The organism is Mycobacterium lepromatosis (genome assembly GCF_000975265.2).
In the GTDB taxonomy this organism is placed as follows: Bacteria; Actinomycetota; Actinomycetes; order Mycobacteriales; family Mycobacteriaceae; genus Mycobacterium; species Mycobacterium lepromatosis.
This window is the reverse complement of the sequence record NZ_CP083405.1, coordinates 421954-448723: the sequence shown is the minus strand read 5'-3', so window position 1 is coordinate 448723 and position 26770 is coordinate 421954. Positions and strand designations below refer to the sequence as shown.

Below are 26770 nucleotides of genomic sequence, written 5' to 3'. Positions count from 1 at the left end.
AATGGAAGAATTGCGCTCAATTAACTTTTCACCTCACTTTTGGAGAGCAGTCAGACACTGCTACAGCCACGTCGCCCCAACAACCACTAGGATAGCGGCGAACGTTCCCAACAACAAGGTCAGTAGCAGCCACCGAGGAGTGTGCATCACCGAACATTGTGATCGGTTGCCCGTCTGCGATGGGCACGATGGGGACCGTGTAACGCGAGCACAACCAGCTCATCTCAGCTCCCATAAACATGAGAAGGGCCAAACCGAGTTCGATCATCGTTCGATAACGACCGATCACCGCGGTAACTCGTTGTTGTCATTATCGACATCGGTGACATCCGATCAGGCGGGCTCCACACTCTCCTGAACCAGCGGAGTCAGTGCCGCCCGAGAATGACGATATGACGGGCCCAAGCCTGCGCGGTACGACCCTCGTTGAGCCTCAGTCCGATACCAACGCGGCCGCGCAGCACCACAACCAATTAGCCAAGCGCCCGCACCGACTGCCACGGCTTCAACTCCTTGTCGGACGTCAGTGAATTCTCGACTCCCGGATAGGATCTTCAGGATTTCGGTGACGAGGATCGTCTCGGCGTCCCGACGCAGGGTATCGTCGGTGAGTTCGACTGAGCACTGGATTTGCACCGGCTTCACCTGGAAGCCTACAAACCCAGACACCAGAACCAGAAAGATCAACAGGACTACCAGGTGCATCGAAGCACCACTCCAAGATTTCATGAAGATCACGGCAGTCGCTGCCGCTGGTACTGATAGCAACCAAATCCAGTTGGCGCCGAGCTCATAAAACAACAGCTTGCGATTGGCTTCCGTCGTTGCCATCATCTGCAGCCCCATCGAGTGATTGCGACCTAATGGATTGGTCAGGAAAGCCAACCCGCCACATCAGCGGCCCAATAGGTGAACACGATATCCGCCCCGGCGCGCCGGATACTTGTCAGCGACTCTAGCACAGCGGCACGTTCGTCAATCCAGTTGTTTGTGGCCGCGGCGCAAATCATTGCGTACTCTCCCGAGACTTGATAGGCAGCTACCGGAACTGGCGAAACACCGGCCGCCATAGCAACAACGTCCAGATACCCTAAAGCGGGTTTGACCATGATGATGTCTGCGCCTTCGTCGAGATCCAACTTGATTTCGCGCAACGCCTCGCGGGCATTTCCTGGCTCCTGCTGGTAGGTGCATCGGTCACTGGACAAGCTGCAGCTCACCGCCTCGCGGAACGGTCCATAGAACGCCGAGGAAAACTTCGCAGCGTAAGCCAGGATCGCTACGTCGGTGTAGCCAGCACTGTCCAGTCCGTCTCGGATCGCACCTATCTGGCCGTCCATCATCCCGCTCGGCCCAACCACGTTAGCACCGGATTCCGCTTGTGCCACAGCAATTTCCACGTACCGTGCCACGGTTGCGTCGTTGTCCACTCGGCCCCGCTCGTCGAGGACGCCACAGTGCCCATGGTCGGTAAACTCGTCCAGACAGGTGTCGGCCATCAACACGGTGGCATCACCGAGATCCTCGGCCAGATCGCGAAGAGCGACATTGAGGATGCCATTGGGATCTACCCCAGCCGAGCCAGTTGCATCCTTATCCTGGTCGCAGGGCACGCCAAACAGGTTCAATCCACCTACCCCGGCAGCGACAGCATCGACGGCAGCGCGACGCAGCGAATCCCGGGTGTGCTGCACAACGCCCGGCATGGAAGCAATTGGTCGCAGCTCTTCGATACCGTCAGCGACGAACATCGGCAGCACCAAATGCTTTGGCTCCAGCGAGGTCTGCGCCACCAGGCGGCGCATAGCGGGGGTTGAGCGAAGCCGACGCGGTCGGTGTCGCGGGTAACCACTGACGCTCACTGACTGCCTACTGCCGAACCCGTACCCACCGTGCTCGCGATCACTACTAGCGCCTGCGGCTTTTCTTGCGCGGTGGAGGTAGAGCGCCCTCGGCGCGTAGCCTAGCGGCATGTTCGGCCAACGCGTCAACTAACGGTCCAACCGCGGCGGTTTCAGGCTGGACATCCACCCGCAAACCAAACTCAGAAGCGGTCTCGGCGGTCTTGGGTCCGATGCAAGCGATAATAGTCCGCGCGTGCGGTTTGCCGGCAATACCGACCAAGTTACGCACCGTGGAGCTGGAGGTGAAGCATACGGCGTCGAAGCCACCTGTCTTGATCATTTCCCGGGTGGCCGCCGGCGGCGGTGCCGCCCGCACCGTCCGATAAGCGGTGACATCCTCGATCTCCCAGCCATACTCACGCAGTCCCGCAGCCAGCGTTTCGGTGGCGATGTCAGCGCGCGGCAGCAAAACACGGTTCACTGGATCGAAAACGCTGTCATAAGGCGGGAATTCGTCCAGCAGACCGAGGGACGACTGTTCCCCGGCCGGCACCAGCTCCGGGCTGATCCCGAATGCACGGACTCGGTCGGCAGTCGCTTCTCCGACGCAGGCGATCTTCACCCCGGAGAAAGCGCGGGCGTCCAGACCGAACTCGCCAAACTTCTCCCACACCGCGCGCACCGCGTTGGTGGAAGTGAACACCACCCATTGAAAACGACCGTCGACCAGCCCCTTGACAGCACGCTCCATCTGAGTGGGACTGCGAGGCGGCTCAACGGCGATGGTCGGCACCTCAACCGGCAACGCGCCGTACGACGCTAGCCGCTCGCTCATCTCGCCGGCCTGGTCCTTGGTACGCGGTACCAACACGGTCCAACCGTAGAGTGCGCGACTTTCCCACCAGTTCAGCCTAGCTCGGCTTGTCACCATCTTGCCTATGGTCACCACCAGCGGCCCGGTCAGCGGGCCTGCTGTATCGGTGCCGCCTAGGACAGCCGGGTCGATCAATCCCTCCAATGTGGTTTCGACAGAACGTTGCTGAGAGGTCGTGCCCTGCGCGGTCACCACGCAGGGGGTGGCGTCGTCCAGCCCGTGGTAGATCAATGTGTGCGCCGCGTTGGCAAGATGTGATGCGGTGGCTTGCAGAATCAGCGGCCCAGGAGCCGCGGCTAGCGCTTCCCAGTCCACGTCGCCACGTACATCAGCCACCGTGTGCGACGAACCCAGGGGTAGCCCAGCATAGGTCGGTACGGCGCTGCTGATGACTAAGCCGGGCACGATCTCGATTTGTAGATTGGTGCGTGCCACAGCGTTCACCTCAGTTATAATCGCGTCCACCGTCAACGGATCACCCGCCACTAGCCGCACTACGTCGACACCGGAACGAGCCTCGGCGGTCAGATTCTTGGCAACCTCAATGGGGTCCCCCAGTGCAGGACGGATGTCAGCGCCTCCGGACACGACCGTCGGTGCGGCTTGGTTGCGATCCCCCTCGGGGGTATCATCGGCAGCGCCGACGGCGGTCGCAGCAGCCGGACCGGCAGGCGCTGGACCAGAGACCGGTGGCAGGTCCTTGCCAATCAGCGCCAGCACCGGCTCAGGTACATCGGGGTCGATGAAAACCAGGGCGGCGTTCGCCAGCACCGCTACAGCCTGGGCAGTTAGTAAACCCGGGGCGCCTGGACCGGCGCCCACAAATGTGATGCGACCTGGTCTAGGCTTACGCCCTCGCGTCGTCATTGTCGCTCCCACCACTCCCGTTCAACTTCCTCGTGCCCGGTCTGACCGCGCTACCCACATCAGCTCCCGGGCACCCAGCTCAAACAGCTCTACAGCAACTGCTAGCCCAAGCTCGCTCGCCCGACCAGACATGCTGATGCCGGACGCGCGGATCACGTCGGATCCGTCCAACGCCGCCACACAGCCGCGCAGCGACAACTCTTCGAAGACGCGGCCTTCCTCATCGATGGACTCGACCATTTCAGCGATCGCGCCCACCGGTGCGGAGCAGCCGGCCTCCAGTTCGGCGAGCAGGACTCGCTCCGCAGTGACCGCCGCACGTGTGTCGGCATCGTCCAACGCCGCCAGCACCGCCACCAACCGGCTGTCACCAGCGCGGCATTCGACCGCGAGCGCGCCTTGAGCCGGTGCTGGCACCATCTGCACCGGATCTAACGTCTCGGTGACTTCATCGAGGCGGCCCAGCCGGGCCAACCCGGCCCGGGCCACCACGATGGCGTCAAGATCGCCACTGCTTACCCTGTTCAACCTGGTATCTAGGTTGCCTCGTAGGGGGCGAATTTCCAAACCGAGACCCAGTGCCCTAAGCTGTGCCGCCCGCCGTGGCGAGGACGTGCCTACCAGCGATCCAGCCGGCAATTCCGCAAGCACCAGCTCATCGCGGGTTACCACTGCGTCGCGGGGGTCGTTTCGTGGAGGAATCGCCGCTACCGTGAACCGCGGATCGTCAGCGGTTGGCAAATCCTTGTACGAGTGCACCGCAGCATCGACGCAGCCCTCTTCGATAGCCTCACGTAATGCTTTGGTGAAGACACCCACACCTAGACTGTCGACAGGCGCAGACGATTGATCGCCTGCGGTGTTGATGATCACCAACTCCGCAGGATGCCCGTTGGCAATGAGAGCGTCTCTAACGAGCGCAGCCTGGGTGGTGGCTAGTAAGCTGCCCCGAGTGCCTATCCGGATCACGTGGGCCAATCAACTAGTCGGCGTGATGTTTTGAGCTGTCCTGCGCAGCACTTGTGCCGTACCTACTAGTAGCATCGCCGAACCCGCTTACCATCACTGGTAATTCACCTGCAGTGGCAACCGCATCGACAGCGGTCTGATCGAGCTCGAAAAGCTCACGCAGCGCCTCGGTGTAGCTGTCACCGCCGGGAGCACTGGCAAGCTGCTTGATCCGCACGGTAGGCGCGTGTAGCAGCTTGTCTACCACCCGTCGCACGGTGTGTGCCACCTCCTCGCGCTGAGTGCTTTCCAACCCGGGCAGTCGGTGGTCTAGGCGCAGTAACTCCGCTTCGATCACATCGGCGGCTCGCTGACGCAACGCCGTCACCGTCGGGGTCACCTCGGCCATCCGCTGCCTAGTCAGATATGTGGCCACTTCAGCCGCCACAATGCGGCGCGCGGCATCAACGTCGGCGGCGCTGGCATGGGCCGACGGTTCACGCTGCACGCGGTCTACATCAACGACCCAAACGCCGGGCAGTTTGGCCACCGCCGGATCCACGTCGCGCGGCATACCTAAATCACATATCACCAGCGGCCGAGTCGTTTCGTCACGGCGCATGGCAGCCAAAGCGTGGTGCACGTCCGCCAGCGAAACCACGGGGCTGACCGCCCCCGTACAGCTGACCACTAAGTCAGCGTCCGCCAATACCTCAGCAAGCTGATCAAGAGTCCGCACGTCGGCCGGCACGCCCGCTTCACCGACCTTACCGGCCAGCTGCCGCGCTCGAGACAACGACCGGTTAAGTACATTGATACGCCCGATGTTGGCCTGCGTCAGGTGCAACGACGAGAGTGCACCCATCGCGCCAGCGCCGATCACTACCGCGGTCCGGCCCGCCAACCCGCCCAGCGTGCGTTCAGCTATGCCAAGGGCGACCGACACCATCGAGATCCCGGCAGCGTCGATGGCAGTTTCGGAATGCACCCGCTTACCCACCGACAACGCTCGTTGGGCCACCTCATGCAACACCTGGCCTACCGCCCGATTAGCCTCAGCGGCGGCATATGCGCGACGCACCTGACCCAGCACCTGCTGCTCGCCGACCACCGCTGAATCCAGACCGCTGGCAACCGTGAACAAATGCTCGACAGCAGCCTCGCTGTAGCGTACGTAAGCGTATTTGGTCAGGTCGCCGATCGGCATCGCGGAGTATTCCGACAGCACTTGCCCAATAGCTGACAATCCCGCGTGGAACGCCTCCACCACGGCGTAGACCTCGACCCGGTTACAGGTCGACAGCACCATCGCCTCGGTCACCAACGGGGACTGCAGCACCCGGTCGACGATCTTGATCTGATCGGATCCGTCCAGGCTGAGTTGTTCTAAAACAGAGACCGGCGCACTGCGGTGCGAAACCCCGAAGAGCAAAATGCTCACGGCAGCATCACTTGGCCAGCTCCCTTGCTTTCCTCCAGTAGCAGGACTGGTGTCTACGGTAGACGTTGATCAAGTGGGCTACCAAATATTGTCAGCAGGTGAGATCCGCGCAGAGCCGGACCTCGTCGACCTCACCATAGCTGTGCTAGCGGCCATCGAGCAGGATCACTGGAAGACGGTGGCCGAACTCAACCCACAGCCCAGGGGTGCCCGCTAAAGCCGCGACGTCGATATCCGTTATCTTCAGATGGAAGCCCAGCTCACCAACCAGTTCAATCAGCTGGCTGTTTACCCGTGCGCAGATCGCGCACTCGTCGCGGGTTGGCCAGCTCAACCTGCGGACAATCTGGCGCCTCGGTCATGGCCACCAGTGTGGTAGCCGTTTTCGAGAGACTTTTCCGAGTGAAAGCGTGACCCGGCCCAGTTCTCACTAGATTGCCGCTGTTGCTCCTCCGGACAACCTAATGTCGATCCAGCGGCGCTGCAGAGGTTCACCCAAGAGCTGCGCGATAACGCAAAGGATCTGCGGAATCAGCGGGCCGGCTGACACGGCGCATCTGACGGTGCCTACACCTCTGCCACGCGTATGGTGAGGGTGCGGCAGGCGCGAACCTGTCGATGTTAGCTGTAGCTGACAGCCACAACTGACGATGGTTACCACGAGAACGATACAGCATCGGCGCAGGCGCGGCGAGAGGCCGACAGTGGCTGAAGCGTTTCGCGTGGATCTCGATGCGCTGGTTGAGGAAGTGCATCAAATGGCCGAGTTTCGGCGCTATGCAAAAAGCATGCTCGCCGAAACCGACTCTCTGGTAACCAGTCTGCATACAATGTGGTCCAGGACAAAATGCAGCACCACATGCCGAGGTGCATCGGCACTGAACGCGCGGCGAAGAGCTGATACGCAACGCGTTAGCACAGTTACAGGACGCCGGTGCAACCGCGCACCACAACTAACCTGGACGCCATGTCAACTCAACAAATTCGGTGATGTGGTCGTGAACCGATGGACCGCTAGCCATAACCTCTGCGACTCGAGTTGACATCTAGCCGCTGACTCACAGGCTAGATACGTAAACCTCCGCAACCCAATTTGCCAGATAGGGTTGATGTCTGCCACTGAACCGACCACCGGGCAAGCGCAGCGATTTAGGAGGTTTCGCGATGGCTTCCCCTGACCTGGGCAACGCATATAAGGGTCGCATTGACCTGAATTCCTTGGTCAAAAACGCGAGCATCAACCAGGCGCTTAACGATATGCCCACAGCAGTGGCTGACGCAGGGGTCTGTCCGCAACCACCGATCGACCTGACCGCGGCGGCATTTTTCGACGTCGATAACACGTTGGTGCAGGGTTCATCGGCGGTGCACTTCGGTCGCGGGCTGGCTGCTCGCGACTATTTCACCTATCGCGATGTACTCGGATTCATCTACACTCAGGCTAAGTTTCAGTTACTCGGCAGAGAAAATAGCCACGACATGGCTGCCGGCCGGCGCAAAGCGCTCGCGTTCATCGAAGGACGATCAGTCGAGCAGCTGGTAGCTCTGGGCGAGGAGATCTACGACGAAATCATCGCGGACAAAATCTGGGCTGGCACCCGCGAGCTCACTCAGATGCATCTTGATGCCGGCCAGCAGGTGTGGCTGATCACTGCCACGCCATACGAACTCGCTGCCACCATCGCACGTCGGCTCGGCCTGACCGGCGCATTGGGAACAGTCGCCGAGTCGGTAAACGGGGTATTCACTGGCAGACTGGTAGACGAGATCCTGCATGGAGCCGGGAAAGCACATGCAGTCCGATCGCTGGCGATCCGGGAGGGCCTCAATCTGAAGCGCTGCACCGCCTATTCCGACAGCTACAACGACGTGCCCATGTTGTCGTTGGTAGGCACCGCGGTCGCCATCAACCCGGACGCCCAGCTGCGCAGTCTGGCCCGTGAACGGGGCTGGGAGATCCGCGACTTTCGAACTGCGCGCAAGGCTGCCCGGATCGGAGTGCCGTCGGCCTTGGCATTGGGCGGCGCGTTGGCAGCAGCCGTGTCGCGTCGCCGTGAGCGCGAATAACGCGCGAAAAGCACACCGACCTGATCGAACCCAAGCATCGCAACGTAAACCACGCTGATAAACTGCGACATTGAGCCCAGAGTGTGAGCGGAGAGCGCAGCGTCATGACAGTTCCCCTAGAGGCCGAAGGACTCATCGGCAAGCATTATCGGCAGTTGGATCACTTCCAAGTCGGACGCGAGAAAATCCGTGAGTTCGCGCTTGCGGTTAAAGACGACCACCCAACCCACTACAACGAAACTGCAGCTATTAAGGCCGGATACCCTGCACTAGTGGCTCCGCTAACCTTCTTGGCGATCGCTGGACGACGCGTACAGCTCGAGATCTTTACCAAATTCAACATCCCGATTAATGTCACCCGGGTCTTCCATCGCGACCAGAAATTTCGCTTCTACCGTACGATCCTGGCGCAAGATAAGCTGTACTTCGACACCTACCTCGACTCGGTAATGGAGTCTCATGGCACTGTAATCGCAAAAATCCGCAGCGAGGTCACCGATGCGGAGGGCAAGCCAGTCGTCACCAGTATTGTCACTATGCTGGGCGAAGCGGCACGTCAGGATGCTACCGCTGAAGAAACCGTCGCTGCAATCGCGTCGATATGAAAGGCGAATCATGGTTCGGTCACAGAGCTATCCGGCCAAAACCCCTCGTAAACAGCTAAAACCGCCGATCGAAGCCGTCCAGTCGCATTACGACCGATCGAATGAGTTTTTCAAGCTATGGCTCGATCCATCGATGACCTACAGCTGCGCATACTTTGAACGCCCCGACATGACGCTGGAAGAGGCCCAGCACGCTAAGCGTAACCTCGCCTTGAGCAAGCTTAGGCTAGAACCCGGTATGACTTTGCTCGACATCGGCTGCGGCTGGGGATCGACCATGCGGCATGCGATCGAAAAATATGACGTTAATGTGATCGGCTTGACGTTGAGCAAGAATCAGTTCGCCCACAACAAGCTGAAGTTCGCCGAGATAGACCACACCGGAACGAACCGAACCAAGGACGTACGGCTGCAAGGCTGGGAACAATTCGACGAACCGGTCGACCGCATAGTTTCACTCGGCGCGTTCGAGCATTTTGCCGACGGCGCAGGCGACGCCGGATTCGAGCGCTACGACAGCTTCTTCAAAATGTGCTACGACGTGCTGCCCAAAGATGGGAGGATGCTGCTGCACACGATCATCGTGCCTGATGCCAAGGAAACCAAGGAGCTGAACTTGACGACGCCGATGAGCCTGCTCCGCTTCGTCAAGTTCATCTTAACCGAGATCTTTCCTGGCGGTCGGCTACCGAAGATCTCGCAGGTCGACCACTACTCATCCAACGCCGGTTTCAAGGTCGAGCGGTACCATCGGATCGGGTCCCACTACGTCCCGACGCTGAACGCCTGGGCCGTAGCGCTGGAAGCGCACAAGGACGAGGCCATCGCACTGCAGGGCCAAAAAACGTACGACACCTACATGCACTACCTGACGGGCTGCTCGGACCTATTCCGCGACCATTACACCGACGTCTGCCAATTCACCTTGGTCAAGTAAAAGTAGCTGCGCGACACACAATCACGGCCCCTGCTCAGCCGAAGAAGATATTCCGGCGCCCAGCGAGCAACCGATACAGCGTCTGCTGGATCGTCTCACGCACCTGATCGGCCAGATCGAAGGTGACCATTGGGTCCTCGACGTCGCTCGCAGCATAGTCAGTGGTGTAAATTGGCTCACCGAATGCTATGCGCCATTTCGAAGGTAACGGCACCAGGCCCGCTGGCCCAGCCAACGGGAACAGCGGCGTAATCGGAAAATACGGCACACTGAACAGCCGAGCCAACAGCTTAACATCAGTCAGCATCGGGTAGATCTCTTCCGAACCGACAATCGAGCACGGCACGATCGTCGCCTTGGTGCTTAGCGCCGCCGTTACGAAGCCGCCACGACCGAACCTCTGCAACCGATACCGGTCATGGAAGCGCTTGCCTAAACCCTTGTAGCCCTCCGGAAACACGGCAGTGATCTCACCGGCGGCGAGCAATCGGTGCACGTCGACCGTGCAGGCCATGGTGTGCCCCGCTTTACGGGCGGCTTCGCCGACCACTGGCAAGTCGAACACCTTGTCGGCTGCTAGCAGCCGCAAGTCCCGTTGCGCTGGATGCTCGTCGTGAACCGCCACCGACAGCATCAACCCGTCGAACGGCAGCACACCGGCATGATTGGCCACCACCAGCACCCCACCGGTGCTCGGCAGGTTTTCGATACCGCTAACTTCGATCCGGAACCATGACTTGAAGAAAAACCGGAGCAAAGGCCGAACGATTGCATTATTGAAGTGCGGATCGAACCCAAATTCGTCGACCGTGTAGTCGCCGATCAACCGCTGCCGAAGGAACCCTGCAACAGCGGCAACGTGCTGGGCAAGTTCACTAAGTGGTGCTTCGGTGGTTGCCCCCAATAAGCGGGACACGCCCGTGGCACGCCGATGTTCATCGATTTCGCGGACGACTGCCGCAATCTGCCCATCTGAGGCGCGACCGCGCAGATCAGAAAGTAACGAAGGATGTTGACGAGACCCGTCGACCCGGTGACCGGCTCTCCGACGTGTTACTATCCGACCCCTATTGATATGCAGCGGAATAACATTTGCTCTGGTTTCGCCCACCACAGTATCTACCTGACCCCACCCCACGGAATTCCATTTCGGCTACTCCAACGCTGCACTAACGCTATGGCGCGCCCCTCCAAGGAGCGTACCCGATGTGGGTCGATTATGGGAGTCAAGCCTCGGCCACGAACGTAGTCATCGAACGCCTCGGCCGTAGTCCACTTCGGGTTGTAACCAAGTTCGGAGCCCATCCTGGTGGTGTCCATGACCCGACCATAGCTCAGGTACTCAAACTGATCTCGAGTGATTTCAGTATAGCAATTAACCCAGCGTAGCAAACCAAGTGCCCAGGCGCCGAAGCCGGGCACCGGCACCGCGATCCGGCCAGCCCGCCGAATAGCTTGCGAAAGCATCATAATGCCGCTGGCGCCGATGTTGAAGGTGCCAGCCTTGCCGATCATTGCCGCGCACTCCAGCGCGCCCAGCGCATCCTGTTCGTGGAGCAGCTGCAGTCGTGCATCACGGCCGAACACCGTCGGCACCAACGGCCCGGCCAAATACCGCGACAACGTGGTGTCCATCGCCGGGCCAATCATGTTAGCCAGCCGCAAAATGGTTACCGCGATATCGGGCCGGCGCCGGCCCAGCCCACGCGCGTAACCCTCGATATCGAGGCTGTCCTTGGCGAAACCCTCACGGAAAGGACGCCAGCTACCGCTGTCCTCGGTGAACATCACCGGATCGCGGGCACCCGATCCGTAAACCTCCGAGGTTGACGTCAGCACGACACGACGTACGGTAGGCGCCTTCTGGCAGGCGGCGAATAATTGCATCGCGCCCATAACATTGAGTTCTTTCAACGCCGCACTACCATAGGACCGCGGCGCATAGGACGCTGCAGCAGCGTGCACGACCGTATCAACCTCACCGTTGCGAATCACTTTGGCGATAAAGGGATTACGAATATCGGCGCGAACGAATTCGGCGCGCCCCAGCCGACGCAGTATGTCCTTGCTAGGCGCAATCGCATCCACCGCGATGACCGCGTTGATCAACGGGTTTTGCGCCAATCGAGCAGTTAGATAGCTGCCCAGAAAGCAGCAAGCACCAGTAACCAGTACTACCTTGGGGTAAGGCACGACGCCGCCTGTTCCAGCGCCATCCCGACCGTTCGAGGAATCCACTTGTTGAGCCTAGCGGCCAGAAGAAACCAGTGGCGTTACAACCGTGTGAAAACCGACACAGGCAGCGGCGGTTACTTGCCAAGTTTTCTGCGCTGCACCCGGGTGCGGCGCAGCAACTTGCGATGCTTTTTCTTGGACATACGCTTGCGCCGTTTTTTGATTACTGAACCCATGAACTCCGCTATCCCGTGGCCGGCTTGGAAGAAAACTTCCTGGTCACTGTACCCGACTGGCCGGCTCGAACACCAAACGAGCAGCCGCGTGACCACATACCAGGCCATGCTAGGTGCTCACAGCCTTGCATTGGCCGCCGTGCCCCGGACTCGCCTGGTACTGCCTTGCGTTGGCGCGCAGCTGAACTTTGCTTAGCCCTGCGGACAATGCGTACCTTGCAGCGGCGTGAGGAGGAGCAAGGCAATGCCCGGGGCTAGCCCGCGTCGAAGTACGATGTCTCGAGCATGTCGTGGACAGCCTTGGCATGGACCCGGAAGGACCTCCCCACGCGAACCGCCGGCAATTCGCCGTTGTGCACCAGCCGGTACACCGTCATCTTGGAGACCCGCATTAGTGCTGCCACCTCAGCCACGGTGAGAAATTGCGTGCGGGGCTGCTGGCTCTCGACCAAACCGGTCTCCCGCACCGATTTGCCAGCTGAATCCCGCGCCGATGGCCCGTTCGTAGACGTCATCGCAACCCAATCGTGTCAGGCACGCGCAATTCCAGCGGCTTCCCCTCCGCTGGCACCCACACGTGCATACAAGAAGAGGATAGCGGGACTAGTGGTGTTACTGGTACTGATGGGGGAAATCAATTCAAAAATCTTGAATTATTCCGATGTAATTCGGAGCTGTTCAGACCGGATTTTGGCGGCCTGAACCGCCGCGTCGACCACCATCCGCAACCCGCCACGTTCGAGTTCGCGCAGCGCAGCGGCGGTAGTACCACCAGGCGAGGTAATCGTGGCGCGTAGTTGCGCCGCCGTGACGTCTGCCCGTGCACCCAGAGGCGCCACCTCAGCGTAATGCCGATCTTGATCCATGCGCTCCAACAGCATTGCTGCGGATCCCGCCATGGTCTGTGCGGCCAGTTTGGTGGCCACCTGACGAGTCAGACCCACCGCGACGCCGGCATCTACCAGAGCCTCTACCAGCAAGAAGAAATATGCCGGGCCCGAACCCGATACCGCGGTAACCGCATCCATTTGCGACTCGGGCACCGTCAGAACGCCACCGACCGCGTCAAACATGGCCAAAACATCCTCGAGCTGTTGTCCAGTAACGAAACGCCCTTTGGCCAGCACGGTAATCCCCGCGCCCACGAGCGCGGCTGCGTTCGGCATGGCCCGCACCACCGGCGTACCAACCGGCAGCTTGGACTCGAAGTAGGTGATCGTGACACCAGCAGCCACGGTGACTAACACTTGCTCAACGCTGTCATTCGTGACGGCGGCCGCCTGAACCAGGTCCCTCATCACTGACTCGACGTCGGTAGGCTTCACAGCGACAACGACAGACGTTGCGTTCTCAACCGCTTCGGTTACTGACGTCACCAACACCGAGTAAGTGTCTGCTATGTACCGGGCGCGATCGGGCATCCGTTCAGCCACCACCAGGTCTTTGACCTGCCGCCCAGCCCGCAGAAGCCCCGACAACAACGCCTCACCAATGCTGCCACCACCGATGATCGCGATTCTTACCATGCCGGAAAGCATCCCAGACAGCTCGGCTCAGCCATACTACCGGGCAAGGGCACCAACGCCAGGTAGCACGACTCCGCTACAATGCGGACAACATAGTCGGCGACGATGTGATCCTGTTCGAACCCAGTCCTGCCCAACCTCTAGGCTGGTGCAGATCACCCACAGCCAGCCTTTTAGGTGGTCAAGCACCGACAAAAGGCGGTAAGTACGACGGCGAGCGCCCAGCCGGTGCTGCCCAAGACCAATTTGTTACCAGCGCCGACAAATCTCCACACATGAGGGAGGACAACGTGTCGGGAGCTACGCCACGCTGGCGCGCTCACATCTGGATCACCGGCGGCCGCCCGGACGACCCGACCCTGGCGAGGGCCAACGTCGACAGCAGGAATGCGGCTGCAAAGGCCTCGCTTGGGTCACCAGCGACCCAATGCTCTAGCTCACCGAGGTTGACCATGAGGTGCACCACGATGCGGTTCTCTTGGGCGAGCTCGACATCGACCACGCTGATCGGCGGCCACAAAGAGCCGGCCGACACCGCGACCGGTTGCAGTCCACTCGATTCACCACCTGCATGCGGTGTGAGCAACGTTGACGCACAGTGTCAGTGTCGCTCCACTGTACACCTTGGGCCCGATGATCCAATGCGGGCTGCTCGCCTTCGTATACACCTGCATCGACCTCACGCAGCGTCATTGCAGTGGTGAATAGCGCGTTCATGGCGGTAATCAGAGGTCTCGATGAACATCACCGCAGCAGGTACGTGCGAGCGAATTGCAACGATTCGGCCAGCATGGTTTCACGCTCAGTTGCCGAACGCACGCTGGACGTGGACACTTCGAGCACCACGTGGCCAGTGAAGTCTGCGCCGGCCAGCAGTTGGCACACCGCAGCGGTAGGTTGCGTGCCACGGCCAGGCACCAGGTGCTCGTCTGCGGGCAACCCGCTGCCGTCACACAAGTGCAGGTGCACTAGCCCCGAGCCCATCCGCTGCGCCATCTCCAGTGAGTCGGAGCCCGCGGTCGCGGTGTGCGACAGGTCCAGGGTGTAGTGCGCGTGGTTGCCATCCAACGGGTCGAAGGAGGGTGCGAACACCGAGATAGCCGGACCCGGACCACCGCCACGCTTGCGCATCCGTTCCCGCGACTGGTCGGCCCCAAAAAATCGGTCAGCCCGAAACGGGAACATATTTTCAACGGCGATCATCACATCGCTAGCTGCTTCCAGCGCGGCCACATGGTCGCTGAATCCCTCGGCGTAACGCCGTTGCCAACGGAATGGCGGGTGCACGACGACCGTCTGTGCACCCAATTGCTCGGCGGCTCGCACACTGCGTTCCAGTTTGGGGACTGGGTTGGCACCCCACACCCGTTGCGAGATCAGTAGACAGGGCGCATGCACAGATAGCACCGGCACGCGATAGCGTCGCGACAGCTCCTTGACGGCATCGATGTCCTGGCTGACCGATTCGCCCCACACCATCAGTTCGACCCCGTCGTAGCCGAGCCTAGCCGCATACTCGAATGCGGCCTCGGCCCTTAACGGGTACACAGAGGCCGTCGACAGACCGACTTTAATGACTGGGCGCAAAGGTCTACGTGGTTTCGATGTGCTGAACCTAGCCCGATTGCAAGGACAACGCTAACGGTCCCAGGGTGATCAGAGCACCCACCACAACCGCGATCAGCGTACTGGCGATGTCCTCAGTTCTGCGAACTACCCGCACCCCGACCACCAAGCCAAGAATCATCAACACCGATAAAACTAGCGCCACAATGCTGTTCCAACGCCACAGCTGGTCGAAGGCAACGAACAGCCCGGCGCCGAACACCACGGCCAAAATCGACTGCAGCACGACCAGGCTGCCTCGCCACAGTGCTTCGAATCTGCTCTGCCAGCCGCCGGCAGGAGAGACTATATCAGCAAGATCGGTATTCAAGTCGAGATGGCCTTCGTCGAGGTCTGCTCCGACGGCCAGCGAACCCGCTGCAGCGTGGTCATCGCCACACCGTCCAACTAGCTCATTGGCGAGGTTGTGCCCGCTGAACAGAGCCTCCGCTGACAATTGCAAGTGGTAACGTGCGTACGCCGACTCCTCCGTCACCAATTCGGCCGCACGCACCTCGGAGTCCATCAAGTCCACCGGGATGTGGGTGAAGTGCTCCACTGGATCGGGGCTCATCTCCTCGGCATCGGATGGCGGCTGCGCGGTGCTGGCCGAAGCAACCGAGTGCCATACGTCACCGAAGTTGGGCAACGGACGCGAGCAAGCACTCCGTTGCAGTCCCGCCTTGAGTTGATTTAGCGGCGACGAATTGGGCCAACGCGGTTCAGGTTCGGACCAATACCCGGGCGGGACATGGCCGCGGTCGTCGACCGGTGACTCAGCGATGATGCCTTCACAGACCGATTCTAGCGGAGATTGGTCGGCCGGCTCGACAACCCGGACTCCTATGTTGGCCCTATGAGCATGGATGGCTGCCAGACGCTGCTCGTCGTCGTGGTCATCATGAATGATCGGAATATCGCAGGTCAGCTCCGCGACCGTGACCGTGTCACTGTCAGTGCGCCGACGCCGGCGGCGGCTGACCGCGGGAGCACCAATGGTTCCATTCCTAGCCAGCAATTCGGCCACCGAGATCGGCCGGGCGGGGGGGCGCTCGGTGTCGTTGTGTGGTCCGGTCATGTTTTTTCGCCTCTCGATCGGCTAGCTGCGTTCCGATCAACCTCTTGGCCTTTAGTATCCCGCACCGCAGTCTGCACGAGTGCGGTTCCATCAGCTTCGCTGTCGAGTTTGCGTAAGATGAGGCCTTCCCGTAACGCCCACGGGCAGATATCCACCGTTTCTATCGACAACGCTCGCATACTTGCTTCGGCCACCAAAGCGCCCGCTACGATTTGCGGCGCCCTCTCGGCACTTATCCCTTCTAATTCGGCACGGTCAGACGCCGTCATCCTAGAGATAAACGCGATGAGTTGTCGCAGGCTGTTGACGGTTAGTGCGCGCTTCGCCCGCGGTCCCGCCGTTGACGGTGCCGCACCAGTGAGCCTAGCCAGCGAACGAAACGTCTTCGACGTTGCTACCGCGAGATCGGGGTTGCCGGCTTCCAAAACAGTCACTCTGGCACCCGACAGCTCGGAATCCAGCCAGTCACGCAGCATAGCCACCCGGCGCCGGCCGGGCGGATCGTCTGGCAGCCACTCGCGGGTTAACCGTCCGGCACCAAGCGGCAGTGATAACGCGACCTCGGGCTCCTCATCGACACCGCTTGACAACTCCAACGAGCCGCCGCCAATGTCGAGGTTGATGATTCGCCCCGCGCTCCACCCAAACCACCGCCGCACCGCCAAAAAGGTCAGTCGTGACTCGTCGACACCGCGTAGCACCTGCAACGGGACACCGGTTTCCTTGCGCACCCTGGACAACACGTCGTCGGAATTTCCCGCCTCGCGCACTGCGGACGTAGCGAAGGCCATAAGCTCAGTGCAGCCGGAACTGACGGCAATCTTAGCGAATTCGCCGATTGTGGAAACTAGCTTGTCGGCACCGCGCTTGGTGATCTTACCCGAGCTGTCCGTGGCTTCGGCCATTCGCAACGTAGCCTTTGTCGAACTCATTGGTGTCGGATGTCCGCCGCGATAAGCATCAACCACAAGCAGATGAACCGTGTTGCTACCAACGTCAAGCACGCCCAATCGCACAAAACACCAACCTAGCCGGACAACGCAGCTAGCGCTGCGCGACCCGCTGAGACACCGCGGCAAAACAAACCCCGCCAAGCAACGATGCGCGCAGGGTATCACCGTGTCAGGCGGTCCAGAATCTGGGTCTACGGTTGAATACGTGGCAAACTCGCAGCTGGAACCGGTGCATCCAGGGGAAGAGGTCGACTTGGATTTCACCCGTGAGTGGGTGGAGTTCTACGACCCGGGCAATTCCGATCAGCTAATCGCGGCCGACCTCACCTGGCTACTGTCACGCTGGACGTGTGTGTTCGGCACACCTGCGTGCAGGGGCACCGTGGCCGGTCGACCAGATGATGGCTGCTGCTCGCACGGCGCATTCCTGTCGGACGACGACGACCGAACTCGCTTGGACGAAGCGGTAAAAAAGCTCAGCCACGACGACTGGCAATTCCGCGAAAAAGGCTTGGGCCATAGAGGTTACTTGGAACTCGACGAGCATGATGGCCAACCCCAATTCCGGACCCGAAAGCACAAGGACGCCTGCATCTTCCTAAACCGACCTGAGTTCCCTATCGGAGCTGGCTGCGCACTACATAGCAAAGCCCTCAAGCTAGGCGTACCGCCGCGGACGATGAAACCCAATGTTTGTTGGCAACTGCCGATCCGACACAGCCAGGAGTGGGTGACCAGGCCCGACGGCACCGAAATTCTAAAAACCACAGTCACCGAATATGACCGCCGCAGCTGGGGTTCCGGCGGCGCGGATTTACATTGGTATTGCACCGGTGATCCGGCCAGCCACGTCGACAGTAAGCAGGTGTGGGAGAGCCTGGCCGACGAACTCACCGAACTGCTTGGCGCGAACGCTTACGCCGAGCTAGCGGCAATATGTAAGCGTCGCAACAAATTAGGTATCATCGCAGTGCACCCGGCGACGCAGGCGGCCAAGTAGCGCCAGGTTGCCCATTAAATCCTGTATCGGGTTTGCCGCCTTCTTGGTACGACCCGACGACGCGCAGCACGCCGGCCTACAGGTATGCCTCGACCAACGAAGCGGCCGTCACCGTGTAGCGCGCCAGCACAGCCTTGGGGATGGCGTGCAAGTCAGCGACCACCGGGGCGGGGTCGGCGTAGGCTACCGGTGAGTTCGTGCTCGCGTCCGCCGAAGGCGTGCTCGACCCAGCGATACAACAGACCCAACGCACGGCTGGCGGATGCTGTGGATGAGGACACCAAAGTAGGCTAGGTAGTCGTAGTCCGCCTGACGTGCCGGGGCCGTCTCGGCCCCCCCTACACTCCTGCCAGCGCGGCGCACAATGCCTCGGCGTAATCGAATGTGTTCCGGTCAGCAACCAGGCAACCGATCAGAGGACCTAGAGCCGCGCGGATCGCAAACAGCTCGATCAGGAACTCGGAACCCAATTTCCGCACCAACGCCTCGACGACCGCAGGATAGATGAAGGGGTGGAATCGCACACCACGCTGCTAGCCCCATGCCGGGCCTCGATAAAGACCCAATCTACTGCATCCGGGCCCGACTCTGCCGGAAACAACGTGCGATTAACACTGAGCTTGTTCAACCCACTCCCGCTCGGGCAGCGGAGTCTAGCCCGGCGGAAAAGCGCCATCGCGGATGGCATCGGCGATCGACGCAGAGATTTGCTTAGCCACACGACAACGATCAGGTGGCTGAATCAGCCTTGATTGGTTCATTAGCTCCATACAATCAAAGTGAATGAACCAATGAGATCGCCAAACCACCACTGGACATCAAGATTACACAACCCGATGAGCGTAACGTCCGCTCGACGACCAGTCGACCAGAGGTGGATAGAGTGGACAACCGCCCTGAGATCCGCCCGCAGCCTCGCATTGTCGGGGCCCGGACGGAGCGCTTAACCTAGTAAGCCGACCCTGTCGGATTCGCCTGACGTGCGCCAGCTTGTGTACCCACTGTGAGGATTTTCGCAGCGCGGCACTGGCTCGACGGCCCAGCTCCACCACGAACCGCGCGTTTCGGACCCAAACCCATTCCAAACCGCGACCGACATGACTTGGTTCTACGCGGCAGACGTGCAGGAGGCGCGGGTGTATTGACCGAGCACGCAATCACTCGTATAGGTTCTGTCCTGGACAAACACAAGTTCGCTGAACGGTCGGCGAAACCACCCACTGTGTCGACATATGGCTCGGTGGTGTGACTCACATCTACGAGCACAGCAGCGCAAAATTCCGGGGGTGGATCCATGCCTAACCCGACGGTGGCAACGTCTTAGATGCTGTCACCGCGGGTGGCACCGTCTATGGCGATAACAATCGCGTTCGTACGCTTCCGTATTGACGGAAAATACTGGCCCGCAAGGCCCTGTCCCGTCGCTTCGGATTCGAACCACATTCGTTCTGCGACACTGGCAAATGGACTGGAGGTACACATTGGTGCCCACGCCATGCTCATCTGTGTAGACTAGCCTACCGACCTGTGCGTGAGCCTGAGAGATACCGATCCGGACAAAGCCGTCGCGGCGCGCACCAACACTTAGCAGGCCGACAGCCACATAGAGATCGGTGACCGGCACTGGTCGGTGGGCTGGTAACCGGGCATGTCGAAGTCGGGCTGCGCGGTGTCGAGGCACCCAATATCAACATCAACGAAACGATCTGTCTCTTCGACCCGATGCTGCTGCTTGCCGCAGGAATACTGATCGAGCGCGGCCTACACGCCGACCGTCGTGATGGTCTGGTATGGCGTGTCACGAAGTTGCAAGCGTCCCAGCTTTTCTGACCCAATCGATTAGAATCCCCCCAGTAGGCAAGCAGGGTTTCGACGTCAAGACAAACAAAGCGGGGTGGCCGCTGCACGCAGCAGCTGAGTGCATTCTTTGCAACCTACCCGTTCTTCATCACGCTGGGCGGCGACTCGGACGCATGAATGAGCCATCTTGCTGATCACGCTTAGGCCCCCTCGTTAGGCTCGTTCGGCGGCGCGTTGCTGCCCGAGGAGCGCGGCAGCCCGTCACGGGCCCAGCTCGTCACACGCGTTGACCGTTTACCACACACAACTACGTGCCCTGGCATGGCGGGAGGTGCGCACCGGGCTTCTCTAACTGACCGCGACGAGCTACTTGACCACCGGCCGGCCGCTGTAGCGACTTAACCCGGCCAGCAAGAAGATCAGGTACTGCAGCGAGTCACTGTGCTAAGCCGGTATGCCCCTGTATGCCAGTGCGGCCGTCGAGGTGATGACGGTGATCGTGTTGCTGGCCAACGGCGCGTAACACCTTTTGCGCAGGAATAGTTCGCTCACGCCCACGAACATGACGCGGCTAACCCCGACACCGCCTTGACCGTCACCCAGTCGAATAACAGAGCTTCCGTCATTACCGGACGACACGGTGATCGTCGGGTCCGGCGCTGGCCGGCGCCACGATGGCTCACACCTTGGCGCAAGCCGGCTTAGGAACTGGCGTGCTCGAAGCAGGGTCGTCGCTGAATGGTCGATGAGTTACGTACCAGCCACCCAGTTGACTACTACGCCAGCTTACAATGCAATCCCGGTGCGACCATAGCGCTGGTACGACCATCGTTAGTGCTGCCAGTCGGCTATGCAGTCGGTGGCACTACCGTCACGAACTCCGGCACCTGCTTCCTGCCGCCGCCAGCTGCGCAACGACGCCGGCGCCACGAATTCGGTCTTGGCCTGGTCGATCCGGAACAGCTGACGAAGCACCTCGACGACGTCGAGCACACACTGCAGGCCACGCCAGTGTCGCTTAAGATCATGGACCGCAACGGACACTTGCTGAGCAAGGCCGCCAAATCGTCGACCTGACAAACGGTGCCCATTCCACACAACGCATCCAGCTGTGCCGGCAACTGCCAATGCGCAACTCGGATAACCACATAACGCTAAGTTCGATGTACACCTCAACGCATTACCCCAGGCGTGTATGGCCTGCGCGCGGCGTGCTAGCATGCCGACACGGCAGCACCGCGCTCGATTTGCGAGCGGAAACCGTCATCATCACCGCCGGTGGCACCGAAACACCGGTGTTGTTGCGAAAGCAGCGGTCGTGGCGTGCACCCACGGTTTGGTCGAAACTTCGCGCTGCATCCGGCCACCATGCTGTTCGGGCGCTTCGACGGGGATGTTGTCACGTGTCACGACATGCTGCAAAGCGATTGCCGTACACGAATTTCACGAGTCAGGCTGACGTGTTGATTGAAGCTACCGCTACACCGCAGGGCATGGGGTTGATGGTCTTCTCCGGCTACGGCACCGAACTGCTCGGCTAAGCTGGATAGCTGGATCGGGCACCGAACGTCGCGACGTTTGGCGCGATGATGGCCGATCGCGGCGTTGGCTCGGTTCTGTCGGTGCACAGTGAGGCGGTAGTGCACCACCACCTTGCCCAAACTGTTAACCGCGATGGCTGCTGTCAGCCAGCTACTCTTCGCCGCAATCGAGGTGCTCACCGATCCGCCCGGTGCAACGACCGTGACGGAGCTGCCTGCACTGCAGGAGGCACTGAGGCGGTGCAGCCCTCAATAGGCTGCACGTGGCCACTTTCCATCCACCTGGATCACGACCGCCGGTTCCGATGCGCGGCTCTGCCCGGTGGACAACCACAACCGGCTACGCAGAATCGAAGATGTGCGGGTTGCCGACGCGTCGATCCTGGCCAGATCCCTAGAGGTGAACCTAGCTATCGATCATGGCGCTCACTGTGGCCGACGAGGTGGTCACAGTGCGGTGCGCAGGCTAGCTCTCCAGTTTGTAGCCCAGACCCCGCACTGTCACCAGGTGCACCGGGTTAGCGGGATCGGCCTCGATCTTGGAGCGCAGCCGCTTGACATGGACATCGAGGGTCTTGGTATCGCCGACGTAGTCCGCACCCCAGACCCGGTCGATCAGCTGCCCTCGGGTTAGCACCCGCCCGCTATTGCGCATCAGGTACTCCAGCAGATCGAATTCTTTAAGCGGCAGGGTGATAGCATAGCCGTTAACCGAGACCACATGCCGCTCAACATCCATCCGGACCGGCCCGGACTCCAGTAGGCCATCGCTATTGTCGGAGTCATCGTCGCCGCCACGCCGCAGCACCGCCCGGATCCGAGCGATCAACTCACGCGCCGAATAGGGTTTCGTAACATAGTCGTCCGCGCCAAGCTCGAGACCGACCACTTTGTCAATCTCACTGTCTCGAGCGGTCACCATTATTACCGGCACGCTGGAACGGACACGCAACTGCTTGCATACATCAGTGCCAGACATCCCCGGCAGCATCAAGTCCAGCAGCACTATGTCAGCCCCGGTGCGATCGAACTCCGCGAGTGCCGCTGGCCCATCGGTCACCACCGTGGGCTCAAAACCTTCCTTGCGGAGGAGAAACGCCAGCGGATCAGCCAGCGATTCCTCGTCCTCCACAATCAGCACACTTGTCATTCGCGTGCCCTCTCATCGCTTCGCTCTGCATCATCGCCTGCGCGGGTCATCGACTTAACTCTTCTTCCTCCCGTCGTGACCTGTTGGGCCACATATCGCAGCCCCGAGGTTGTTCGGATTGCTCATCGTTATCCTGGTACAGTGGAATAGACAGGGTGAATGTCGACCCGGTTCCTGGCTTGCTCCACACACCGATGCTGCCATTATGGTTGGCTGCAACGTGTTTGACGATGGCTAACCCCAGCCCGCTGCCGCCGGTAGCCCGCGAGCGCGCCTTGTCGCCGCGGAAGAAGCGCTCGAAGACCCGCTCCTGATCTTCAAGAGCAATGCCAATGCCGCGGTCGGTGACAGCGATCTCGATATTGTCGCCACGACGGCGACGGCTGATCGACACCAGCGAACCAACCGGCGAGTAGGCAATCGCGTTGGACACCAGATTGGCTAGCGCGGTAACCAGTAGGGTTTGGTCGCCCAATACCCGCAAACCGCTAGGCGGATCGGTGCGAACCTCGATAGCAGCGGTGTCGGCGGCCACCTTATGGCGGGCAATCGCCTCGGACACGACGATATCGACGTCAATGTCCGTTACGTTAGGCAGCCGCTCAGCGCCCTGCAGCCGGGACAGCTCGATGAGCTCTGCAACCATGTATCCTAACCGATTGGCCTCGATTAGCACCTTCTCGGCGAACCGGCTCACGGTTTCGGCGTCATCCGCCGATGACAGCAGAGCCTCAGCTAGCAATGCCATGGCGCCGACCGGGGTCTTGAGCTCGTGGCTGACATTGGCCACAAAGTCACGCCTAGCCGCCTCCATGCGTACATAGTCGGACTGGTCGTGAACGAAGACCACGGCGAACCGGCGGTCTTCCTCACTTAGCAGTCGAGCGTGGCCGTGCACCGATAACCCAGAACGGCCCGCAGTCGAACGTTTTCCGGGTAACAGGTCAAATTCGACATCGTCACCACCCAGCGCCTGCTGTGCTGCCCGCCAGGCCTGTTCATCAAGCTGCCGGTCGCGCACCAGTCCTAGCTCCTTGGCCTGTTCGTTGAGGTAAACCACATCACGATAGGGATCAACCACCGCAGCGCCTAGCGGCATCAACGCGATTATGCGTTGCAGCATCTGCAAAACAGTGATGCCCGTCCACTCGGTAGTCAGCCTCTGCCGGCGTTCGGCTACTCGCGACGACAGCCGGGTTCCGGCTACAATGCCAACGACAAATGCCAACCCGAACAATACCCCGGCCAGCACCGAGAACACAGTCACATAAAAAATCTTACAAATCCTTTTTAACGCTGCCCTAACGGTGCGAGACCAAAATTGGACAAGTCACACCTTTGATTTACAGGTGTTCGGCTGTTGTTCACAGGATGCGTGGCACAATATAAGGTGCTTGAAGCACCAACATGCACTGCAACAATGTTTTACGTGCGCGTTTGACTAATGACCGCGGCGGCCGCCTCGGGATCGAGGTAGGTACCGCCAGGCACCACCGGACACAGATCCGCATCTAAATCGTAGCGCAGCGGAATGCCGGTCGGAACGTTCAGCCCGACGACCTCGTCGTCGGACATGCCGTCTAGGTGTTTGACCAGCGCGCGCAGCGAGTTGCCGTGCGCTACGATAAGAATCGTTCTGCCGGTCCGCAGATCGGGCACGATCACGTCAGTGAAATACGGCAGAAAGCGGGCCACTACGTCAGCCAAGCATTCGGTCAGCGGGCCGCCGCCAATGTCGGTGTAACGAGGGTCAGCGTCCTGGCTGAACTTGCTGCCCTTCTCGATCGGTGGTGGCGGAGTGTCATAGCTGCGGCGCCAAGCCATGAATCGTTCTTCGCCGTAACGAGCCTTGGTTACGGCCTTGTCCAAACCCTGAAGCGCGCCATAGTGGCGTTCATTGAGCCGCCAGCTGCGACGAACCGGAATCCATAGCCAGTCGGCGGTGTCTAGCGCCAGATGCGCGGTGGTGATCGCGCGGCGCAACAGCGACGTGTACAGCACGTCGGGCAACAGATTATGTTCGGCGAGTAACTCACCGCTGCGGACTGCCTCCGCTCGACCCCTGTCGGTTAGCCCGACGTCGACCCAGCCGGTGAACAGATTCCGCGCATTCCAGTCACTCTCGCCATGACGGAGCAAAACCAACGTAGCAGTATTTCCGTGGTGCATCAGCCTAGCATTTCACGGACGAGCGCAAACAGCGGCGTCGCCGTCACCTTCGTCGTCGATTAGGTGCGCGAAGGCCTGCAAGTTCTTCAGCGACTCGCCGCGAGATATTCGCCAATCCCACTCCTTTTGGATAGAAGAGCGAAAACCCAACTCCAACAACGTATTAAAGTCCGATTCCACCGCCTCGAGTACCTGTCCGAGCACTCGATCGATCTCGTCGGTGTCGACCGACGCCAACGACATCCGGCCCACCAGATAGATGTCGCCCACGTTGTCCAGCGTGTAAGAAACACAAAAGAGCCGACGGTTGCGCTTGAGCAAAAATCGGTAGACACCCTCGTGGTTCTCGTCAGGTTTGCGGCACACGAACGCCTCAATACGCACCGAATGCTCGCCGATACTCAGGATGGTGTTGGTCTTGAGCCTGCGCTCACCGGGCAGTTCCACTACCAGTCGCAGCAATCCACCAGGCGCCCCAGAAAATTCCGAGTAGGTGAGGTGGCTGGCTTGCAACGCGTGCTCGATCATCGAACACACGTGCGACACTGCATCCAAGGCTGTACTCGTGTGCGGCCCCGCTCCCCTACAAACAGGAGGTGCCCCCACCTCATCTCTGCGTTCTGCACCGTCGCTGATACGGGTCATGCGCCCACCTCACGGCGTGAGATCCAGCTACGGGGCTTGCGCGCTGCCACCAAGTCGCGGACCCGGCGCTGACGCGTCGTGGTGAAATCACCGATCGCACGACGGTAACTGGCTAGCAGCGCATCAGTGGTGCTGTCCCAGGAGAACTTGGCCGCATGCGCGACAGCCGCGCGGCTTATCGCCCTTGCCTGCGGCCCGGAACTGAGTCGTAACAGTTGACCGACGGCGTCCGCCCAATGACCGACATTATGTCCGAACACCAAAGTGCCGGTGACCCCGTCCCGCACCGCTACCGGCAAGCCGCCGACCGCTGCCGCTACCACCGGGGTGCCACAAGCCTGCGCCTCGACGGCGACCAGGCCAAACGACTCTGAATAACTCGGCACCGCAACCAGATCGGCGGCTTGGAAAACGGTAGCCAAATTCGTACGGGATTGCGGCGGCAAGAACGTCACCCGGGCCGTGATACCGAGTTCTTCGGCCAACCGAACCAGCCCGTCCGGGGAGGCTAAACCACTGCCTGACGGTCCGCCAGCCACAACGATGCGCACCTGCGGCAGTTTCGCTGCGGCACGTAACACGATGTCAGGTGCCTTCAACGGCTGGATCCGTCCGACGAAAGCGACCACGTTGTCGTCGAGCGGCAGCCCCAGCGCAGCCCGAGCAGCCCGCCGGTCACCTGGACGGAATACATCCAGATCGACACCAGGATGGGCCAAGTCGATTTTGGCTGGATCGGCACGGTGAATCGAAATTAATTGCCTTGCTTCATCATCAGTATTGACGATCATACGATCGGCCTCGTCGACGACCTGCTGTTCGCCGACCTTACGCAACGGCGGCTCAGCCACGTCACCATCGGCCAGCGCCGCGTTCTTCACCGCGGCTAGCGTGTGCGCAGTATGCACCAACGGCACCGCCCAGCGGTCCCGAGCCAGCCAACCGACCTGCCCAGACAGCCAGTAATGCGAATGCACAATATCGTAGTAGCCCGGCTCGTGAGCCGCTTCTGCGCGCAGCATCCCGGCCGCGAACGCACACAGCTGGGTAGGTAGGTCGTATTTATCCAAGCCCTCGAACGGCCCCGCTACAACGTTGCGCACTAACACTCCGGGCGCTACCCGCACAATCGGGGGATCAGCAGAGGCAGTGGCCCGGGTAAAGATCTCCACCTCAATGCCACGCCGGGCCAGGTGCAACGCGCTCTGAAGCACGTAAACATTCATGCCGCCTGCGTCACCGACGCCCGGTTGAGCCAACGGTGAGGTGTGCACTGCCAGCACCGCGACCCGATGGGGGTCATTCACTG

Annotated in this window: 27 protein-coding genes and 2 pseudogenes; 5 read left to right on the top strand and 24 right to left on the bottom strand. The window is 60.5% G+C overall.

What is annotated here, in order from left to right; genetic code table 11:
* Positions 1-333 precede the first annotated feature (333 nt).
* The 6 genes and pseudogenes from MLPF_RS01930 to MLPF_RS01905 all read right to left on the bottom strand — a co-directional run bounded on the left by MLPF_RS01930 (position 334) and on the right by MLPF_RS01905 (position 6336).
* A pseudogene (locus tag MLPF_RS01930) lies at positions 334-834 on the bottom strand (DUF3093 domain-containing protein).
* 38 nt (positions 835-872) lie between these two features.
* Positions 873-1862, bottom strand: coding sequence for a porphobilinogen synthase (gene hemB, locus MLPF_RS01925; RefSeq protein ID WP_045843814.1), 990 nt, complete (start codon positions 1860-1862; stop codon positions 873-875).
* Between the two features lie 46 nt (positions 1863-1908).
* Positions 1909-3585, bottom strand: a complete 1677-nt coding sequence (locus MLPF_RS01920; RefSeq protein WP_045843815.1) for a bifunctional uroporphyrinogen-III C-methyltransferase/uroporphyrinogen-III synthase — start codon at positions 3583-3585, stop codon at positions 1909-1911.
* Positions 3586-3606: 21 nt separating this feature from the next.
* Positions 3607-4554 carry a hydroxymethylbilane synthase gene (gene hemC / locus MLPF_RS01915; protein WP_045843816.1) on the bottom strand — a complete coding sequence of 316 codons (948 nt, stop codon included), beginning with the start codon at positions 4552-4554 and terminating at the stop codon, positions 3607-3609.
* 13 nt (positions 4555-4567) lie between these two features.
* The gene (locus MLPF_RS01910; protein ID WP_045843817.1) at positions 4568-5974 is read right to left on the bottom strand and encodes a glutamyl-tRNA reductase; all 1407 of its coding nucleotides are present in this window, start codon (positions 5972-5974) and stop codon (positions 4568-4570) included.
* Positions 5975-6027: 53 nt separating this feature from the next.
* Positions 6028-6336: pseudogene (locus tag MLPF_RS01905) on the bottom strand (glutaredoxin family protein).
* Between the two features lie 802 nt (positions 6337-7138).
* On the opposite strand from MLPF_RS01905, the gene MLPF_RS01900 reads away from it, so the two are divergent.
* The 3 genes from MLPF_RS01900 (at position 7139) to cmaA2 (ending at position 9583) form a co-directional block, all read left to right on the top strand.
* Positions 7139-8041 (top strand): HAD family hydrolase, encoded by a 903-nt coding sequence (locus MLPF_RS01900; protein WP_045843819.1) that lies wholly within the window; start codon positions 7139-7141, stop codon positions 8039-8041.
* A gap of 104 nt (positions 8042-8145) precedes the next feature.
* Positions 8146-8646: an FAS1-like dehydratase domain-containing protein gene (locus MLPF_RS01895; protein WP_045843820.1), complete on the top strand. Its 501-nt coding sequence runs from the start codon at positions 8146-8148 to the stop codon at positions 8644-8646.
* 10 nt (positions 8647-8656) lie between these two features.
* Positions 8657-9583 carry a cyclopropane mycolic acid synthase CmaA2 gene (cmaA2, locus tag MLPF_RS01890; protein WP_045843821.1) on the top strand — a complete coding sequence of 309 codons (927 nt, stop codon included), beginning with the start codon at positions 8657-8659 and terminating at the stop codon, positions 9581-9583.
* A gap of 34 nt (positions 9584-9617) precedes the next feature.
* On the opposite strand, the gene MLPF_RS01885 is transcribed toward cmaA2, so the two are convergent.
* The 9 genes from MLPF_RS01885 to MLPF_RS01845 all read right to left on the bottom strand — a co-directional run bounded on the left by MLPF_RS01885 (position 9618) and on the right by MLPF_RS01845 (position 17219).
* A complete protein-coding gene (locus MLPF_RS01885; RefSeq protein WP_045843844.1) occupies positions 9618-10697 on the bottom strand; it encodes a lysophospholipid acyltransferase family protein in 1080 nt (359 codons plus the stop codon).
* Between the two features lie 5 nt (positions 10698-10702).
* Positions 10703-11821 carry an SDR family oxidoreductase gene (locus MLPF_RS01880; protein ID WP_045843822.1) on the bottom strand — a complete coding sequence of 373 codons (1119 nt, stop codon included), beginning with the start codon at positions 11819-11821 and terminating at the stop codon, positions 10703-10705.
* A 71-nt stretch (positions 11822-11892) separates the two neighbouring features.
* On the bottom strand, positions 11893-11994 hold the full coding sequence (locus MLPF_RS01875; RefSeq protein ID WP_003402602.1) for a 30S ribosomal protein bS22: 102 nt from the start codon (positions 11992-11994) through the stop codon (positions 11893-11895).
* A 254-nt stretch (positions 11995-12248) separates the two neighbouring features.
* Positions 12249-12509, bottom strand: a complete 261-nt coding sequence (locus MLPF_RS01870) for a cell division/environmental response transcriptional regulator (protein WP_045843824.1) — start codon at positions 12507-12509, stop codon at positions 12249-12251.
* Between the two features lie 138 nt (positions 12510-12647).
* Positions 12648-13520, bottom strand: a complete 873-nt coding sequence (gene proC, locus MLPF_RS01865; RefSeq protein ID WP_175266496.1) for a pyrroline-5-carboxylate reductase — start codon at positions 13518-13520, stop codon at positions 12648-12650.
* Between the two features lie 319 nt (positions 13521-13839).
* On the bottom strand, positions 13840-14106 hold the full coding sequence (locus tag MLPF_RS16840; protein WP_052696487.1) for a hypothetical protein: 267 nt from the start codon (positions 14104-14106) through the stop codon (positions 13840-13842).
* A gap of 158 nt (positions 14107-14264) precedes the next feature.
* Complete coding sequence (locus MLPF_RS01855; RefSeq protein WP_045843826.1) at positions 14265-15107, bottom strand: sugar phosphate isomerase/epimerase family protein; 843 nt, start codon at positions 15105-15107, stop codon at positions 14265-14267.
* Positions 15108-15135: 28 nt separating this feature from the next.
* Positions 15136-16203, bottom strand: coding sequence for a hypothetical protein (locus tag MLPF_RS01850; protein WP_045843827.1), 1068 nt, complete (start codon positions 16201-16203; stop codon positions 15136-15138).
* On the bottom strand, positions 16200-17219 hold the full coding sequence (locus tag MLPF_RS01845) for a Ppx/GppA family phosphatase (protein ID WP_045843828.1): 1020 nt from the start codon (positions 17217-17219) through the stop codon (positions 16200-16202). The genes MLPF_RS01850 and MLPF_RS01845 overlap by 4 nt, the downstream gene beginning before the upstream one ends.
* Before the next feature lie 142 nt (positions 17220-17361).
* On the opposite strand from MLPF_RS01845, the gene MLPF_RS01840 reads away from it, so the two are divergent.
* A complete protein-coding gene (locus MLPF_RS01840; protein ID WP_175266491.1) occupies positions 17362-18156 on the top strand; it encodes a DUF3109 family protein in 795 nt (264 codons plus the stop codon).
* 76 nt (positions 18157-18232) lie between these two features.
* On the opposite strand, the gene MLPF_RS01835 is transcribed toward MLPF_RS01840, so the two are convergent.
* From MLPF_RS01835 to MLPF_RS01825, 3 genes are all read right to left on the bottom strand, one after another.
* Entirely contained in the window at positions 18233-18409 is a 177-nt protein-coding gene (locus MLPF_RS01835) for a hypothetical protein (protein WP_237756046.1), read from the bottom strand.
* An 85-nt stretch (positions 18410-18494) separates the two neighbouring features.
* The gene (locus MLPF_RS01830; RefSeq protein WP_236685211.1) at positions 18495-18680 is read right to left on the bottom strand and encodes a hypothetical protein; all 186 of its coding nucleotides are present in this window, start codon (positions 18678-18680) and stop codon (positions 18495-18497) included.
* 1720 nt (positions 18681-20400) lie between these two features.
* Complete coding sequence (locus tag MLPF_RS01825; RefSeq protein WP_236685212.1) at positions 20401-20595, bottom strand: hypothetical protein; 195 nt, start codon at positions 20593-20595, stop codon at positions 20401-20403.
* A gap of 99 nt (positions 20596-20694) precedes the next feature.
* Here MLPF_RS01825 and MLPF_RS01820 point away from each other — a divergent pair, with 99 nt between their 5' ends.
* Positions 20695-21033, top strand: a complete 339-nt coding sequence (locus tag MLPF_RS01820) for a GMC family oxidoreductase N-terminal domain-containing protein (RefSeq protein ID WP_236685213.1) — start codon at positions 20695-20697, stop codon at positions 21031-21033.
* Between the two features lie 329 nt (positions 21034-21362).
* Here the strand turns inward: MLPF_RS01820 and MLPF_RS01815 are convergent, their stop codons facing one another.
* The 6 genes from MLPF_RS01815 to mshA form a co-directional block, all read right to left on the bottom strand.
* Positions 21363-21677, bottom strand: coding sequence for a hypothetical protein (locus MLPF_RS01815; RefSeq protein WP_236685214.1), 315 nt, complete (start codon positions 21675-21677; stop codon positions 21363-21365).
* A gap of 286 nt (positions 21678-21963) precedes the next feature.
* The gene (gene regX, locus MLPF_RS01810) at positions 21964-22647 is read right to left on the bottom strand and encodes a two-component sensory transduction protein RegX (RefSeq protein WP_045843830.1); all 684 of its coding nucleotides are present in this window, start codon (positions 22645-22647) and stop codon (positions 21964-21966) included.
* Between the two features lie 46 nt (positions 22648-22693).
* Positions 22694-23914 (bottom strand): sensor histidine kinase, encoded by a 1221-nt coding sequence (locus tag MLPF_RS01805; protein ID WP_156147289.1) that lies wholly within the window; start codon positions 23912-23914, stop codon positions 22694-22696.
* Between the two features lie 158 nt (positions 23915-24072).
* Positions 24073-24816, bottom strand: a complete 744-nt coding sequence (locus tag MLPF_RS01800; RefSeq protein ID WP_045843831.1) for a phosphoglyceromutase — start codon at positions 24814-24816, stop codon at positions 24073-24075.
* A gap of 12 nt (positions 24817-24828) precedes the next feature.
* Positions 24829-25344 carry a type III secretion system chaperone family protein gene (locus MLPF_RS01795; RefSeq protein WP_045843832.1) on the bottom strand — a complete coding sequence of 172 codons (516 nt, stop codon included), beginning with the start codon at positions 25342-25344 and terminating at the stop codon, positions 24829-24831.
* Positions 25345-25457: 113 nt separating this feature from the next.
* On the bottom strand, positions 25458-26768 hold the full coding sequence (mshA, locus tag MLPF_RS01790; RefSeq protein WP_175266492.1) for a D-inositol-3-phosphate glycosyltransferase: 1311 nt from the start codon (positions 26766-26768) through the stop codon (positions 25458-25460).
* Positions 26769-26770: the final 2 nt, after the last annotated feature.